The sequence below is a fragment of the Sulfurimonas marina genome (assembly GCF_014905095.1).
Taxonomy (GTDB): Bacteria; Campylobacterota; Campylobacteria; order Campylobacterales; family Sulfurimonadaceae; genus Sulfurimonas; species Sulfurimonas marina.
This window is the reverse complement of record NZ_CP041165.1, coordinates 1,530,228-1,546,753: the sequence shown is the minus strand read 5'-3', so window position 1 is coordinate 1,546,753 and position 16,526 is coordinate 1,530,228. Positions and strand designations below refer to the sequence as shown.

The following is a 16,526-nucleotide window of genomic DNA, read 5'->3' as shown; positions in this document are numbered from 1 at the left end:
ACCAACGAGAATGTGTGTAGCTTGTAGAGATAAGCATACACAGGAAAATCTTTTAAGACTTAGATGTATTGATGGAGAATTATCTGCATTTAGCGGAGTTGGAAGAAGTTTTTATTTTTGTAAAGTTTGTCTAGATGATGAAAAAAAGATTGCCAAAGCGCTGATGCGACAGTGTCGTAGTGGTAAAAAAGATGAACTTATGAGTAAATTAAAGGAGATTGTCATTAATGAGTGAAAAAGTTAGAGTACACGAAATTGCTAAAGAATTGGGGATTACTTCTAAAGATGTTTTAGAAAAAGCCAATAAGATGGGAATAGATGTTAAATCTGCACAAAGTGTTGTAACAATGGAACAAGCAGAAGGTTTAGCAAACTATATCATGAATGGTGAACCATCGGAAGAACAAGCAAAACCTGAGAAAAAAACAAAAGCAAAAACAGAAGATAAAAAAGAATCAACTCCTAAAAAAGAAGAACCAAAAGCAAAAATTGACAACTCTACAACTTCAGAGGCTAAAGAAGAGCCTGCAAAAGCAGCAAAGTCAGAAGAGGTTAAAGAAGAAAAACCTTCGGAAAATAAAACAGCTGAAATTACTCCTAGAATCAAACCGGTTGTAAAAAAATCTGGTTTAAAAATCGTTAAAAAGAAAAAACAACCTAAAGAGGAAGTTTTTGAAGCACCGAAAAAGCAAGAGGCAGTTGTTTCTTCTTACGGAAAAATGAGTGAAGAAGCTCTTAAAGAGTTAGCACAAAAGAAGAAAAATAAAGAAAAGACAGCTCCTGTATCTAAAAAAGATCAAGGTACTAAGCTAGATATTTTCGGTGGATCTATGGCTGATGTTTCTATTGATATGGATGACCAAGTTGTTTTACTTGACCTGAATGCTACTGAAAGACAAGCTATTGAGCCTGAAGAGCCTAGAAAGCCAAAACAACCAAAACCAATCGGAAGAAATGCAAATAAAAAGCAAGCTCCAAGAACAAGAAAAGTTTCTCGTGATAAACGTAAAAAATATACAAAAGAGAAACCTAGCGAAGAGGTTGTAACACACGTAGAGATCCCTGAAGATATCCGTGTATACGAATTCGCAGAAAAATTAAAACGCCCAATGAGTGACATTATCAAAGTTCTTTTCGATCTTGGTATGATGATGACGAAAAATGACTTCTTAGGTGCTGATGAGATTGAGATATTATCTGAAGAATTCGGTGTTGAAGTTACTATTATCGATCCAAAAGATGAATTTAACTATGTTGAAGAAGCAGAGTCTCAAGAAGAAGAGGGTGAAGAACGTCCACCGATTATTACAATTATGGGACACGTTGACCACGGTAAAACATCACTTCTTGATGCAATTAGAAAAGCAAAAGTTACTGAAGATGAAGCTGGTGGAATTACACAGCATATCGGTGCATATACAATTAACCAACACGGTAGAGAAATTACGTTTATCGATACTCCGGGTCACGCAGCATTTAGCTCTATGCGTCAAAGAGGTACTGATATTACGGATATTATCATTATCGTAGTTGCAGCAGATGACGGTGTAAAACCACAAACTGAAGAGGTTATTAAAATTGCTAAAGATTCTGGTGCACCAATTATCGTAGCACTAAATAAGATGGATAAAGAAACAGCAAACCCTGACCTTGTAAAAGGGCAAATGGCTGAGCGTGGTATCTCTCCTGTTGATTGGGGTGGAGATATAGAATTTGTTCCACTTTCTGCAAAAACAGGTATGGGACTTGACGATCTTCTTGAAAATATCCTTTTAACAGCAGATATTTTAGAACTTAAAGCAAGTCCTGATGCAAATGCAAAAGCAGCGGTAGTTGAGTCTTCACTTGAAAAAGGTCGTGGTCCGGTTGCTACTGTAATTGTTCAAAATGGTACACTTAAAGTTGGTGACAATGTTGTATGTGGAAAAGCACATGGTCGTGTTAAAGCACTTATTAACGAAAACTCAAAACAGATTAAATCTGTTCCACCATCACATACTGCAGTTGTAGTAGGTCTTAATGAAGTACCTGCTGCAGGTGAGATTATGATGGCTATGAAAAACGATAAAGAAGCGAAAGAGTACGCTCAAAAACGTTATGAGTACGATAGACATAAAGAGTTAAGTAAATCTACGAAATCTACTTTAGAAGATATGACAAGCATGATCGCAGAGGGACGTCTTAAATCTCTTAAAGTTGTACTTAAAACAGATGTTCACGGTTCACTTGAAGCTATCAAATCTTCATTATCAGAACTTAGAAATGAAGAGGTTAAAATCGACATTATCTCTAGCGGTGTAGGTGGAATTACTGAAAATGACGTTGAACTAGTTGGAAACTCTGAAAATTGTGTACTTCTTGGATTTAACGTTCGTCCTACTGGTTCAGTTAAAGCGTTAGCGAAACAAAGAAATGTAGATATTAGAACATACTCTATTATCTATCAATTACTTGATGACATGACTGGAATGCTGACAGGTATGATGGCACCGAAATTTACTGAGGAAAATACAGGTCAAGCTGAAGTTCGTGACGTATTTAAATCACCTAAAGGTATGGTTGCAGGATGTGTAGTTGAAGACGGTAAACTGATTCGTGGTGGACTTGTTCGTGTTATCCGCGAAGGTGTTGTTGCATTTGAGGGTGAACTTGTAAGTCTTAGAAGATTCAAAGATGATGTTGAAGAGGTTGGTAACGGTTACGAGTGTGGTGTTATTATCTCTAACTACGAAGATGTACAAGTTGGCGATGTAATCGAAACATTCAAAAAAGTTGAGCAAAAAGTAAGCCTGTAAATAATGACTGAAGCACAGATCAAACTTAAACGTACGGAGTCGGTTCTTGAAGAACTGATCCCTGAAGCGCTTTCACAACTTAACGATGGACGTTTACATGAGTTGAGCGTAACAGCTGTGAAGTGTTCACGTGGTAGAAGTGATGCGAAAGTATATGTAGATCCTTCATATTTCAATGAAGAAGAAAAAAAAGTTTTACTAAAGCAACTTAAAAAAGCAAGACCCATTATTGAAGATTATTGTATGAAAGATCAGGGTTGGTTTAAATCTCCAAAACTTGCTTTTGAATTTGATGAACATCTTAAAAAAACACAAACAATCGAAGAGTTATTTAAAAAAATAGCAAAAGATACAAAAGAGGAAGAGTAATGAGCTTACAAAACGATATAGAATCTTTAGTAAAATCTGTTGGATTAGAGCTGTATGATACTTCAGTTGTATCTGAATTTGGTGAAACTATCTATAGAGTAGCTGTAATCTCTCCTGAATTTGAAGATGATAAAAGAAAAGGTGTAACGATGGATGAGTGTGTTGAACTAACACATCTTATCTCACCTCTTTTAGATGTTACACCACCGGTTTCAGGTGAGTACAGACTTGAAGTTGGTTCTCCTGGTTTAGAAAGAAAACTGACTACTTTAGACCATTTTACAAAATCAGTAAATGAAAACATTGCTTTTACGACAATGGAAAATGAAAAAATAAAAGCAAAACTCGTAAATGTTGATGGTTCTAAACTCATATTTGAAAATGAAGATGGAACTACAGAGATTGAGTTTAACGACATTAGAAAAGCTAAAACTTACTTTGAATGGAAATAGATCATAACTTTTATATGAACCTAGCCTTGCAAGAGGCTTGGAAATATCAAGTTCTTACCTATCCAAATCCTGCAGTAGGATGCTGTGTAGTTGGAAAACATGGTGAAATTTTAGCGGTTGAAGCTCATCATAAAGCAGGTGAGCCACACGCTGAAGTTAACGCGCTTCAAAAAGCCTACTATCAACTCACAAACAATTCAGAAATCTTAGAATTATTTACTTCACATGATATTCATACCTTTTTAATCAAAAACCATAATAATCTTTTTAACGAGTGTAGTGTCTATACAACTCTTGAACCATGCTCACATGTAGGTAAAACTCCCTCTTGTGCAAACTTACTAAGTAGCTTAGGTGTAAAAAAAGTATATGTCGGTGCAAATGACTTCAATGAAGAAGCTGCACAAGGCAATGAGATACTTCAAAACAATAACATTGAAGTTGAGACACAGGTTTTAGAAAAAGAGTGTAGTGATCTACTCTTACCGTTTAAAAACTACATTAAGGGTAGATTTGTATTTTTCAAATGGGCACAAAGACTAAACGGTACTTTCGATCAAGGCTCGATCTCTTCAGCAGAATCGAAAAAACAGGTGCATTTAATGCGAGATAAATGCGATCTTCTAATCATTGGCGGCAATACCGTAAGAATAGATAGACCGACACTTGATGCACGTTTGGTAAACGGTAAAGCACCTGATGTTTTAATAATTTCTCGAGAAAAAGAGTTTGATAAAAATATTCCTCTTTTTGGTATTGAAAACAGAAAAGTTTTTATAGCAGATAATTTTGATGTGATGAAACACTATAAAAATATTATGATAGAGGGTGGTGATATACTCTATGAATTAACAAAAGATTTTGTAGACCTTTATCTGTGTTATTTAGCACCTAAAATTGGTGGTGAGCGAGCATTTAAAAATATTGATGATGAGTTAGAGATTTTAAATGCAGATAAAGCGGGCGAAGATATAATTATGTGGATGAAAAAAGCTCAGAAATAGAGAGTAAGGAAAAATTTTAGATGGAAAAACAAGAAAAAATTGTTTCAATGTTTGATGATATTGCATCAACTTACGATACTGCTAATCGTGTGATGAGCATGGGGGTAGATATTGCTTGGAGAAAAAAAGCTTGTGATTTAGCGTATGGCTATCTTGGTAAAAAAGAGATTGACAGAATTATCGATGTTGCCTGTGGAACAGGTGATATGATGGGTCATTGGCAAAAACAAGCAACAAAAGCAGATATCAAGATCGATGAAATTGTAGGTGTTGATCCATCAAACGGTATGGTTGACGTAGCACGTAAAAAATTTCCTGATTTTCATTACCACATCTCTAAGGCGACAGAGATCCCTTTAGAAGATAATAAAGCAGATATTGTTAGTATCACTTACGGAATCCGTAACGTTGTCGAGCGTCAAGAAGCTTTTTATGAGTTTAACAGAGTTTTAAAGCAGGGTGGGCTTGTTGTAATTTTAGAGTTTATGAAACAAGAGAAAAAAACTTTAAAAGATAAAATTAGAGACTTTTACATGCATAAAATTTTACCTTACGTAGGCGGTGCGATCTCTAAGAATTTGGAAGCGTATACATACCTTCCTGATTCTATTGAGAATTTTGTAACAATCGATGGGATGCGTTCTGAGCTTGAAAAAGCTGGTTTTGAGATGCTTTATACACAAAGTTTCTCTATGGATATCTCTACACTCTTCATAGCGAGAAAAAAGTAGTTCTTTAGTATGCAAACATTATCTGTATCCGCACTTAATGAGCAGATAAAACACCTTTTAGAAACCAGTTTTGAAAGAGTTTTTGTTGAAGGGGAACTCTCACGTATCACTTTTCATAACTCAGGACATATTTACTTCACTTTAAAAGATAAAGATTCTGCTATCAGCTGTGTTATGTTTCGAGGCAACGCTACAAAACTGAAGTTTCGCCTTGAAGAGGGGCTAAATGTTTTAGTGGACGGAGCAATATCAGTATATAAACCGCGCGGTTCTTATCAGATAAACTGTTTTATGATTGAACCCTCCGGGCAGGGTGCGTTAGCATTAGCCTATGAGCAGTTAAAACAAAAGCTCTCTTCTCAGGGATATTTTGACCCACAAATAAAGAAACCACTTCCAAAGTTTCCATCTAAGATAGCACTTATCACATCTGCAACGGGTGCAGCCCTTCAAGATATGCTTCGTGTAGCAAATAAACGCTATAGAAATATTTCACTTGATATTTACGATGTACTTGTTCAGGGTGAGGGTGCGGCATTTGATATATCTAATGCAATTAAAAAAGCCGACTTAGTGAACTATGATGTAATAGTAGTTGGACGCGGGGGTGGAAGTATAGAAGATCTTTGGGCGTTTAATGAAGAGATCGTAGCAGATGCTATATTTCATGCAACTACACCAATTGTATCTGCAGTAGGGCATGAGATAGATTATCTTATCTCAGATTTTGTAGCTGATGTTCGTGCTGCAACGCCGAGTGCCGCTATGGAGATTATTTTACCCGATAACAATGAACTCTATCAATATATAGATTCGCTCTCAGATCAGTTCACCCATTCAATATCGCAAAAACTTTTTAATAAAACTCAGGAGCTGCAGCATCTGCAAAAATCGTTTGCGCAACATTCGGTGGATAGAAAACTTTTACAGCATAAAGAGAGTATTAAAACGTTGCAAGAGAGCTTTAATCAATCTATGAGTTATAAACTCCAAAAATTCTCATTAGAGCTTAAAAATCTTCAAGAGAGATATCCTCAAGCAATTGATAATCGCATAAACTCTTTTAAAGAACAGGTACGTAATCTAGAAAAGATGTTGGAATCAAATCATCCGAAACTAAAACGTAAAAAAGGGTTTGCTCAGATATCACAGGCACATAAAGTGATCGATCTTAACTCTTTAGAAATAGATGAAACGTTTGAAGCACAAAGTGATGAAGTAGTTATATCAGCGAAAGTTTTACAAAAAAGAGAAATTTAGGAAGAAAACCCCTTATTTTAGGGTAATCTCCGGAAAGTATGTATAGAGAGTTACTGCTGCTGAAGCTGAAAGTTTTTTCATAAGTTTTTCAAACTTATCCTCTTTATTCCAAATTGCCTCTTTTACACCGCTGAGTTTTACAAGCTCATCTTTTGCATCTATCTCAACACCCAGTGCGTCAATAAGTCCCACCTCTTTTGCCTGAGAAGCTGTAAAGATATGTGCATTGGCATATATGTCTCTTTTTTCTATTTTAAGCCCTCTGGCATCAGCTACATCTTTTGAAAACATATCGTAAGTATCTTGTATCACTTTATTGAGCTCATTTACTTCATAGTCTGTCCAAGGTCTGTCTGATGTCCCCACTTGCTTATATTTACCCGCTTTTACAACCTGTGATTTGATACCTATTTTATCCATCAGTTCGCTCATATCAGCACCCTGCATAATAACACCGATACTTCCTACCATACTCCCTGGATTTGAGATGATTTTATCAGCCCAGATACTTGCGTAATAACTCCCGCTTGCAATTGTCCCTTTTGCATAAACAACTACCGGTTTTTTAGCAGTCGCACGTTTTATAGCATAAGCGATCTCGATGGAAGGGGAAACTGCACCACCTGGTGAATCTACACAAAGTAATATACCTTTTATATTGTTGTTTTTTGCAGCTTCATCAATTTTTTCAACAACTTCGCTAGCATCAAATATAGGTCCTACAAGATTGATTTTTTGTAGATTGTTATTAAAAACTTGATTGTTTTCAGTCGGTGCAAACAGTAAAAACAGTATTAAAACAAAAACACTTGCTTTGAAGTGCTCTTGAATGAACTTAATCGGCATAGTTATCGGTAAAAAAACCTTTTTTAAAAATTCCATTATATCTCCCCTTTTTCAAGTTTACCGTTGATAAACACTTTAGATATGTTGTAATGGTGTAGTATAAGATGAACTGCTAGCTCCTCATTCAGTTCACTATCTAGATCAATTACAATCATATCGGCATTTTTCCCCTCTACAATTTCACCTGTATTTAGTCCTAGAGCATCTGCCGCATTTTTAGTTGCTGCAACTATTAATTGCTCGGCAAAATCATTCAAAGGTGCATTCGCATGGCTAAATAAAGAGATTTTCATCTCTTCAAAGAGGTCGAGTTTGTAGTTTGAGCTAAGACCGTCAGTTGCTATAACCCATGGAATTCCGTGCTCATTTAACTCTTTTATATTAAGTATACCGTTACCGAGTAATCTGTTTGAGATAGGGCAGTGGATAATTGTATGGTTTGCATCTTTTATAGTTTGTAGCTCTTGCTCATTTGATTTTACAACATGTGTAAGGAGTGTAGGTGTCTGGTTAAAATGTTCTAAGAACTCTTTTGAGTCACTTACATTATGCTCTTGTTTGAGAAACTTTTGAAAAAATTCACTGAAGTCGCCTTTACTTTCATCAAGCCAGTTACGTTCAGCTTCACTCTCCATGAAATGAGCTGTGAGTTTAAGGTCTTCATTTTTTACGATCTCTAATGCTTTTTTGATAAGAATAGGATGTACGGAATATGGGGAATGGATTGCAACTGCAGGGATGAAACCATCTCTTTTTACAGTTTTACTCGCATCGAGTCTGGCTAAAAAGTCACCAAAAAGAGCATCAGCCATAGCAGCTTGTGAACCGATTAGCTCATTGAAAAATACAACGTTTTGTTTTGCATTTGCACACGCTTCAAGATCCATAGCATGAGAACTGATTGCACCAAATGTAGTGATCCCCCGATCGAGCATTGCATCGATCGCTTTTTGCATACACTCTTGTCCACAGCCGTTGATCAATTCATCACGGTTCTCGATTACACTGTAAAGCCAGTTGATAAAATCACCGTAGCTTAACTGTGTTTTATTCGCTGAAAACTCTATATGTACGTGGCTGTTGATAAGTCCCGGCATAATTAAAGAATTTTTTGCAAGTTGTGTGACTTGAGCATCAGGGAATTTTGCTTTTAATTCTTCCAAAGGTGCTATTTTTTCAATTTTTTTATCATATGCTATTGAAAGGTTTTTAAGCAATTTATTAGGTGTTAAGATGTAATTTGGTGATATAATATTCATATTATTAGTACTTTGTATATAAATTTAAGTAGAATTATACACTTTTTATTAAACAACTACAAAAGGGAAACATTATGATTAAGTGCCATTTGAAGTATGAAAACCTTGAGGCTGAATTAACAGAATTGGAAGATGTTTTAAAAAATAGCCTGCAAAATGAAGTTTTAACTATTAAACAGCTAAATAAGGGTTCAGAGAAATATAATTACGTAAATGAAAACGTAAGAAATATAGAAGATGCTGAGTATGTGATATTCTCTACCTATATGAATGAAAACTATCATGAATCGGAGCAGTTCTTATTCTTAGATAAAAAAGGAAAAATTGTTGCTACGATCTCAGGACGTGAGATGGACCTTTACGATATGATCAAGGATTGCGAGAACTTAGTTGAAACTAAATTTTAATATGTTGTGATTTTTTTAATCTTTTTTTCGCTAGAATAAATCTTTAAATATAATAGTGAAGGTTAGAAATGAAAATAGTAGTTATTCAGGGTCCAAATCTAAATATGTTAGGTGTACGTGAACAGCAAATTTACGGGCCGATGAAACTAGAACAGATCCATGCTCAGATGAAAGATGTAGCAACACAAAACGGTGTTGAAATTGAATTTTTTCAAAGCAATTTAGAGGGTGAGATCGTAGATAAAATTCAAGAGTGTTACGGTGAAGCACACGGTATTATTATCAATGCTGCAGCATATACACATACATCGATCGCAATTCGTGATGCAATCTCAGCAGTGAATATCCCTACGATCGAGGTACACATCTCAAATATCCATAGACGTGAAGATTTCCGTCAAACAAACATGATAGCTCCTGTATGTGCATCATCTATCGTTGGTTTTGGCCCATTTGGTTACCACTTAGCAATGATGGGAATGTTACAAATTATGAATGAGATTAAAGCGGCACAAGCGGCACAACAACAAGCTCAGCAACAAGCATAATATATGTACTTAAAACGCAAGATAAATGAACAGTTACTCTCTTTTCATAGCTTGCGTTTTCCCTTGTTTAAAAAGATAAGGTCATCACACAGATATGAAGCTGTTGTAGGTATAGGCGGGAATGTAGGCGATGTAAAACGTAGGTTTGAACATCTTTATGTCGCATTTGGTAGAGATAAAAGAGTTGAACTCTTTAAAACTTCATTGATTTTAAAAAATCCTCCTTTCGGTTATGAGAATCAGGATGATTTTTTAAACGCAATAATGGTGTTTAAAACTTCGATGCAACCAAAAGAGTTTTTACGATATCTCTTACGAGTCGAGAAAAGATTTGGAAGAAAAAGAAGCTTTGCAAATGCTCCAAGGACGTTAGATTTGGATATAATTTTTTTTGACAATCGAAATATTAATACAAAAGATTTACAGATACCACATCCACATTGGTATAAAAGAGAGAGTGTAGTGATCCCATTGATAGGTGCAAAAATATGAAGATGCTTACATTTACTGGAAAATCACCATCAGAAGCCTTAAAAAGAGCAAAGATGGAGATCGGTGATGAAGGTATGCTTATAGAAACTAGAGAGCTTCGAAAAAAGGCTTTAGGGCGTGATGGACTATACGAGATCGTTATAGGGATCGATGACGATATGATCCCGTCGAGTTACAACAAACCTAAAAAGCCTTTAAGTTCTCAACAACCTTTAAAAGAGGAATCTAAAGATGTACTTTTTGATATCTCGAGTGCAGCTGAGCAGATTTCTAAAATATCGCAAGTAACAGATCCTTTTAGTGCTTATGAGAAAAAAGCAGATATTCAAGTACCTGTAGTTGAGCCTTTAGAGTTAAAAGAGATAAAGTCTGAGATCAATAAGCTTACCGATAAGGTAAAGATCATCCAAAATATGTTTTGGGATGAAAAATCACCAGACCTTTCAAACAGTATACCACCGGAATTTGCAGAAAATTTACCGTTTAGCAAGTCAAAGCGGGATGAATAAAGAGCATTTAGATATGTTGATGCAGGTAACTTTAGAGCATATGCCTTTAAAAATGAGAGAGAACTCTGCAACGGTAAAACGCTATTTTCAAACTATTTTACGTAAAATGGTTCCGATTCGAATGGAATCTATGCCTTCAATCGGAACTAAAAAAGTGATGATGCTAGTTGGGCCTACAGGGGTTGGTAAAACAACTTCGATCGCAAAACTGGCAGCAAGATACTCTTTTTTATTAGAGAAAAAATATAAAGTTGGTTTAGTTGTTTTTAGATACTTATAGAATAGGTGCAGTTGAACAACTGATGCAATATGCGAGAATGATGAAACTCGGTATTGAAACGGTTGTTGATCCTCCGGAGTTTTCTTCAGCATTGGATTCACTGAAATATTGTGATTGTATCTTGATCGATACTATGGGTTCTAGCCCTTATGATAAAGGGAAAATAGAGAAGATCTATGAGTGTTTAAATGCAAATAAGACAAATTATGAAGTTGATGTTGTACTTGTTATGCCGAGTAGTATTAAGTATGAAGACTTAAAAGTGACATATGATAATTTTTCATCACTCGGTGTCGATACACTTATGTTTACTAAACTGGATGAAACAAGAGGCTTTGGAAATATTTTTTCACTAGCATATGAAACAAAAAAACCTATCAGTTACTTTTCTGTTGGACAAGAGGTCCCTGAAGACCTTGTAACAGCTTCAAGTGACTTTTTAGTTGAGTGTTTATTACATGGATTCAATAGGAGTAAGGCATGATGGGACATCAAGCTGAGAAATTGGAAGAGTTAGTTTCATCAAACGCTGCTAAAAAATCTAAAAAGACACGTTTTATTGCCGTGACAAGTGGAAAGGGTGGGGTTGGTAAAAGTACGATCAGCTCAAATCTTGCATATACTTTGGCGCAAAAAGGTTTAAACGTTGGGATCTTTGATGCAGATATTGGTCTGGCAAACCTTGATGTAATGTTTAATGTGAAGATCAAAAAAAACATTTTACATGTATTAAAAGGTGAAGCGAGTGTATCTGATATTTTAATACCCATTACTCGAAATCTGATTTTAATTCCTGGTGAGAGTGGTGATGAGATCTTAAAGTATTCAGACAGTGCACTTTTTAAGCGCTTTATGGAAGAGGCACAAGTACTTGATAAACTTGATGTGATGATTATTGACACAGGTGCAGGGATAGGGGAACATATTCAGATGTTTTTGAATGCAGCTGATGATGTGATAGTAGTTACTGTCCCAGATCCTGCAGCAATTACGGATGCTTATGCAACGATTAAGACAATAGCAACACTCAGAGATGATGTTAATATGATTATGAATCAAGTGAAGAGCGAAAAAGAAGCAGTTGGAGTTTTTGAAAAGATCAAAAAGGTTGCCAGTGTAAACATCGGTGGGAATTTAAACTTGCAATTACTTGGAAAAATCAATAGTGATATAAAAGTTTCATCGGCGGTGAAACAAAGAGGATTATTCTCGGTATTGTATCCATCTTCGCAAGCCACGAAAGATATAGAGCTGATTGTTCAAAAGATTATTTCAAAGCTGGAACGAAATATGCTGGTTAAATCGACTGAAAGTGGTTTAAGTGGTCTTTTCAAGCGTTTAATGGATCACTTTTAAAAAAAAAGTGTGGAGTAGTGATGTTAGGTGAAAATTTTGTATATTTTTTTACTGTTCAAGGTTTTTTTGTAGGTATTATTTTTGGTATATTAAAATCTTTTGATGCAGCAGGATTATTAACATACACTTTTTTTATCACTATCTTTTTTTATCTGTTTTCACATGTTATAGTTGCACTCTATTATAAAACAATAAGTGTCAAAGCATATAACTTTCCAAAAGATGATCACGAAAAAGAGCTAGATATCTTTGTAAAAGAGATCAATAAGCGTGAAAAGCTTATCGATTCAGCATGTAGACTTACTGATTATGCAGTGAAAATGAATTCAGAAGATGTTACAGGGCAAAAACTATGATACAAAATGCTTATGCTCAAGATCTAAAACATAAAGAAGATGAACTGGCAATTCAATATTTGCCTGCTGTAAAAGCGATGGCGTTTCGACTCAAAGAGAGATTGCCAAGTTCAATAGACTTCTCCGATCTAGCAGCTATAGGTACTGAAGAGTTGATTAAACTTGCTCGTAGATACGATGATAGTTTAAACGATAATTTCTGGGGTTATGCAAAAAAAAGAGTATATGGAGCTATGCTTGATTATCTAAGAAGTTTAGATGTTTTAAGCCGCTCAAACAGAAAACTTGTAAAAGCGATTGACCATGCTACAGAAGAGTATAGACTTACACACGATGAAGAACCGACAGATGTAGAACTAGCTGCAATCTTAGATGAAGATGTAGAGAAAGTTCATGAAGCACGAGTAGCTTCCGATATTTATACTGTAATGCCACTTCATGATCAACTTCAGGTTGGTGATGAAGGTGCAGCACTTGCACAGATCGAAAAAGAGGAACTTATAGATGTGATCAAAAATGTACTCTCTAACTATAAAGAGAGAGAACAGATGATTATTCAGCTCTATTATTTTGAAGAGTTGACACTTAAAGAGATAAGTGAAATCTTAGATATAACAGAGTCAAGAATTTCTCAAATTCACAAATCTGTTTTACAAAAAATTAAAGAGAGTATAGGAGCGTAGTATGGCAGATATACTTTCCCAAGAAGAGATTGACGCACTATTAGACGTTGTAGAAGATGAAGGTGATGATGTCCTTGAATCGGGTGAAGAGAATTTAATCCCGCAAAGACAAGTTACACTTTATGACTTCAAGCGTCCAAACAGGGTTTCAAAAGAGCAGTTACGTGCATTTCGAGGTGTCCATGATAAAATGGCCAGAAGTTTGGCTTCGCAAATTTCATCTATTATGAGAAGTATTGTTGAGATACAACTTCACTCTGTTGATCAGATGACATATGGTGAGTTCTTAATGTCATTACCAAATCCTACGAGTTTTAATGTTTTCTCAATGAAGCCTTTAGAGGGAAGCGGTGTTATAGAGATAAATCCTTCGATCGCTTTTCCTATGCTAGACAGACTTTTAGGTGGAAAGGGTGAACCGTTTGATTCAACAAGAGAGTTTTCAGATATTGAACTCTCTTTATTTGAGACAATTTTACGTGTAATGATGGCTACACTCAAAGAAGCATGGGGACCAGTTATGGATGTTTATCCTACGATTGAGTCAAAAGAGTCAAGTCCAAATGTTGTTCAAATTGTTGCCCAAAATGAGATTGTTGTAATGGTGGTAATGGAGATCATTATCGGACATAGTTCAGGTATGATGAATATCTGTTATCCGGTTATCTCATTAGAACCTGTGTTACCTAAACTTGCTTCTCGTGATCTGATGCTTAATGAAACGAGCTCTAAAAAGTCAAGAAATACAGAATTAAAAGTACTCCTTGGTGGTGCAAAGGTTAATGTTGAAGCAAATCTGGGTAATGCTGATCTTACAATGAGTGAGATTTTAGACTTAAAAGTTGGAGATGTCTTAAGACTCTCAAGTCCTGCAGATGATGTGGTGACTGTTTCGGTAGATGGAAAAGACAGATTCCGCGGAGAGATAGGACTTCGAAGATTTAGAAAGTCTATTAATGTACTAGAAATTATCGAAACAGAAAAAGATGAGGTGAAATATGCACTTGAAAATCTTGAGAAACAAAGACACGATAAAATTTCAGGAGTAAGAGACATTATTCATGAAGATGAAGATGAATTTGAAACAATAGAAAATGATGAAAAGAATAAAGGGGAATAGATGAGTGACTTTATAAAACTATTTGAAAGTGAAACAGTTGGTACTATAGAAGCACTAGTTGGTGTAGCACCATCTATTGAATTAAAAGAGGAACAAGAGCTTAGTATAATTTCAAATATCGTACCACCGATTGTACTTGTAAAGTTAAAAATTAGTGGAGATGTTGATGCAGATGCTATGGTAGCACTTCCACCAAACTTAGCAGCATCACTTTCAGATATGATGATGGGTGAAGAGGCAAGTGATAGAGAAGATGTGACTGAAGATGATATGGATGCTGCAAAGGAGATAGTGTCTAATATTTTTGGTGCAATAGGTAATACACTTTCCGCACAAAAAGAGTTACCTGTATTATCTTTTAGTGTGGATAATATTGAGCTTATAGGTGAAACTGAAGAGGTAAGTCTTGAGCAATATAGCAAGATGTATGTCTATAAACTAAGTCTAGATTCCCTAAATTCATTATTGATGTTCATTATAGATGAAAAACTTAATTCAAAACTCTATGGTTCTGATGATGAGATCCCTTCTTTAGAATTAGATGAACCTGAAGCTGCACCTGTAAGTGTAACAACATCAACACCTTGTAATGAGAATAAAGTAAAACTATCTGAAGATGAAATAAACAACATAGGATTGATCTTAGATGTTAAATTACCGGTAAAAGTAAGAATCGGTAAAAAAAGAATGTTATTGAAAGATGTTTTAAATATGGATATAGGTTCTGTTATTGAACTTAACCAATTAGCAAATGACCCTTTAGAGATTTTAGTTGATAATCATGTAATTGCTGAGGGGGAAGTTGTTATTGTTGATGGTAACTTTGGTGTACAAATTACATCTATAGGTAGTAAGAAAGAAAGACTTAATAAGTTAAAAGAATAAACTCCCCATTATTTTAATTCGTTATAATTACAAAATTGTGACTATAAAGAGTTAAGGTATTAAATAATGAAAAAAGTTTTAGTTGGTATGAGTGGAGGTGTAGACTCTACTATTACAACACTGTTATTAAAAGAAGAGGGTTATGAAGTAGAAGGAGTTTATATGAAACTCCACTCAAAACCCGGTTATCATGAAATCCACTTGGCACGTGCTCAAAAAGCAGCAGACTTTGTGGGTGTTAAACTCCATGTCTTAGATCTCCAAGATACATTCAAAGAAAAAGTATTCCAACCATTTATAGATACATATGCTGATGGAAAAACTCCAAATCCATGTGCTTTATGTAATAGAAATCTTAAATTTGGTGCAATGGTTGATTTTGCTGATGAGATAGGAGCAGACTATGTTGCTACAGGTCATTACATAAAGACAGATGGTGAATATTTATATGCTGCTGATGATGATACAAAAGATCAAAGTTATTTTCTATTCTATATAAATAAAGATATTTTGCCAAGATTAAAATTTCCATTAGGGGAAAGAAAGAAAAGTGATATCAAAGAATTGGCTGCTTCTATTAAAGGTTTAGAGTCATTTGCATCACAGGCAGAATCAAGTGAAATATGTTTTGTTGAAACTACATATACAGATGTACTTAAAAACTACGTTCAAGTAGATCAGCCGGGTGAAGTTATAGATAAAGATGGAAATGTAGTGGGTGAGCATAAAGGCTATATGCATTATACTATAGGTAAGCGTAGAGGATTTACAGTAAACGGTGCTCATGAACCACACTTTGTAACTAAGATTATTCCTGAGAAAAATCAAATAGTAGTAGGAAAGCGTGAAGAACTTGCTTGTAATAAAGTAGTGTTAAATAATCTGAACTTTTTTAATGATGAAAAAGAGTTCAAATCAACTGTTAAATTAAGATATAGAACAAAAGCAGTAGATTGTGATGTAAAAATAGAAGATGAAAAAGCGTATGTAACACTGGAAGAGGGTGTATTTGGTGTTGCTGTGGGGCAGGCTGCAGTCTTTTATGAGGGTGATAAACTCATAGGTGGAGGATGGATTATAGAAGCAAATTAACAAATTTGCAAATTTATTTCCAATTCCCCAAATAGTTAAGCTTCTTCTAAGTATACTTCTCCTATAATTCCCGTCCACAAAC

The 16,526-nt window shown here is 35.1% G+C and carries 18 protein-coding genes and 1 pseudogene; 17 read left to right on the top strand and 2 right to left on the bottom strand.

Annotated features, from left to right (window positions below):
• Window positions 1-10: 10 nt before the first annotated feature.
• Genes FJR03_RS07875 through xseA form a run of 7 tightly spaced genes read left to right on the top strand, consistent with a single transcriptional unit; the run spans window position 11 to window position 6,611 of the window.
• Complete coding sequence (locus FJR03_RS07875; protein ID WP_226962104.1) at window positions 11-235, top strand: hypothetical protein; 225 nt, start codon at window positions 11-13, stop codon at window positions 233-235.
• Window positions 228-2,795 carry a translation initiation factor IF-2 gene (gene infB / locus FJR03_RS07870; protein WP_193112974.1) on the top strand — a complete coding sequence of 856 codons (2,568 nt, stop codon included), beginning with the start codon at window positions 228-230 and terminating at the stop codon, window positions 2,793-2,795. Before FJR03_RS07875 ends, infB begins: the two co-directional genes overlap by 8 nt.
• Before the next feature lie 3 nt (window positions 2,796-2,798).
• Window positions 2,799-3,164, top strand: a complete 366-nt coding sequence (gene rbfA, locus FJR03_RS07865) for a 30S ribosome-binding factor RbfA (protein ID WP_193112973.1) — start codon at window positions 2,799-2,801, stop codon at window positions 3,162-3,164.
• The gene (locus tag FJR03_RS07860) at window positions 3,164-3,616 is read left to right on the top strand and encodes an LSm family protein (protein ID WP_193112972.1); all 453 of its coding nucleotides are present in this window, start codon (window positions 3,164-3,166) and stop codon (window positions 3,614-3,616) included. Before rbfA ends, FJR03_RS07860 begins: the two co-directional genes overlap by 1 nt.
• Window positions 3,607-4,620 (top strand): bifunctional diaminohydroxyphosphoribosylaminopyrimidine deaminase/5-amino-6-(5-phosphoribosylamino)uracil reductase RibD, encoded by a 1,014-nt coding sequence (gene ribD, locus FJR03_RS07855; RefSeq protein ID WP_193112971.1) that lies wholly within the window; start codon window positions 3,607-3,609, stop codon window positions 4,618-4,620. The genes FJR03_RS07860 and ribD overlap by 10 nt, the downstream gene beginning before the upstream one ends.
• A 20-nt stretch (window positions 4,621-4,640) precedes the next feature.
• Entirely contained in the window at window positions 4,641-5,351 is a 711-nt protein-coding gene (gene ubiE / locus FJR03_RS07850; RefSeq protein ID WP_193112970.1) for a bifunctional demethylmenaquinone methyltransferase/2-methoxy-6-polyprenyl-1,4-benzoquinol methylase UbiE, read from the top strand.
• Window positions 5,352-5,360: 9 nt separating this feature from the next.
• Window positions 5,361-6,611 (top strand): exodeoxyribonuclease VII large subunit, encoded by a 1,251-nt coding sequence (gene xseA, locus FJR03_RS07845; protein WP_193112969.1) that lies wholly within the window; start codon window positions 5,361-5,363, stop codon window positions 6,609-6,611.
• Window positions 6,612-6,623: 12 nt separating this feature from the next.
• On the opposite strand, the gene sppA is transcribed toward xseA, so the two are convergent.
• Together sppA and mqnF are read right to left on the bottom strand one after the other, a co-directional pair.
• A complete protein-coding gene (sppA, locus tag FJR03_RS07840; RefSeq protein WP_193112968.1) occupies window positions 6,624-7,493 on the bottom strand; it encodes a signal peptide peptidase SppA in 870 nt (289 codons plus the stop codon).
• Window positions 7,493-8,716, bottom strand: a complete 1,224-nt coding sequence (mqnF, locus tag FJR03_RS07835; RefSeq protein ID WP_193112967.1) for an aminofutalosine deaminase family hydrolase — start codon at window positions 8,714-8,716, stop codon at window positions 7,493-7,495. Before mqnF ends, sppA begins: the two co-directional genes overlap by 1 nt.
• A 74-nt stretch (window positions 8,717-8,790) precedes the next feature.
• Between mqnF and FJR03_RS07830 the strand changes: the two genes are divergently transcribed.
• The 10 genes and pseudogenes from FJR03_RS07830 (at window position 8,791) to mnmA (ending at window position 16,444) form a co-directional block, all read left to right on the top strand.
• Window positions 8,791-9,123, top strand: a complete 333-nt coding sequence (locus tag FJR03_RS07830) for a hypothetical protein (protein WP_226962103.1) — start codon at window positions 8,791-8,793, stop codon at window positions 9,121-9,123.
• Between the two features lie 68 nt (window positions 9,124-9,191).
• Entirely contained in the window at window positions 9,192-9,671 is a 480-nt protein-coding gene (gene aroQ, locus FJR03_RS07825; RefSeq protein ID WP_193112966.1) for a type II 3-dehydroquinate dehydratase, read from the top strand.
• A 3-nt stretch (window positions 9,672-9,674) separates the two neighbouring features.
• Complete coding sequence (gene folK / locus FJR03_RS07820) at window positions 9,675-10,163, top strand: 2-amino-4-hydroxy-6-hydroxymethyldihydropteridine diphosphokinase (protein WP_193112965.1); 489 nt, start codon at window positions 9,675-9,677, stop codon at window positions 10,161-10,163.
• A pseudogene (gene flhF, locus FJR03_RS07815) lies at window positions 10,160-11,436 on the top strand (flagellar biosynthesis GTPase FlhF). Before folK ends, flhF begins: the two are co-directional and overlap by 4 nt.
• Entirely contained in the window at window positions 11,433-12,308 is an 876-nt protein-coding gene (locus FJR03_RS07810) for a MinD/ParA family protein (RefSeq protein ID WP_283949389.1), read from the top strand. Before flhF ends, FJR03_RS07810 begins: the two are co-directional and overlap by 4 nt.
• Before the next feature lie 20 nt (window positions 12,309-12,328).
• The gene (locus tag FJR03_RS07805) at window positions 12,329-12,664 is read left to right on the top strand and encodes a hypothetical protein (RefSeq protein WP_193112964.1); all 336 of its coding nucleotides are present in this window, start codon (window positions 12,329-12,331) and stop codon (window positions 12,662-12,664) included.
• Window positions 12,661-13,347: an RNA polymerase sigma factor FliA gene (locus FJR03_RS07800; protein WP_193112963.1), complete on the top strand. Its 687-nt coding sequence runs from the start codon at window positions 12,661-12,663 to the stop codon at window positions 13,345-13,347. Before FJR03_RS07805 ends, FJR03_RS07800 begins: the two co-directional genes overlap by 4 nt.
• A 1-nt stretch (window position 13,348) precedes the next feature.
• Window positions 13,349-14,467, top strand: coding sequence for a flagellar motor switch protein FliM (gene fliM / locus FJR03_RS07795; protein ID WP_193112962.1), 1,119 nt, complete (start codon window positions 13,349-13,351; stop codon window positions 14,465-14,467).
• Entirely contained in the window at window positions 14,468-15,352 is an 885-nt protein-coding gene (fliY, locus tag FJR03_RS07790) for a flagellar motor switch protein FliY (protein WP_193112961.1), read from the top strand.
• 66 nt (window positions 15,353-15,418) lie between these two features.
• Entirely contained in the window at window positions 15,419-16,444 is a 1,026-nt protein-coding gene (gene mnmA / locus FJR03_RS07785) for a tRNA 2-thiouridine(34) synthase MnmA (protein ID WP_193112960.1), read from the top strand.
• The last annotated feature ends 82 nt before the right edge of the window (window positions 16,445-16,526 follow it).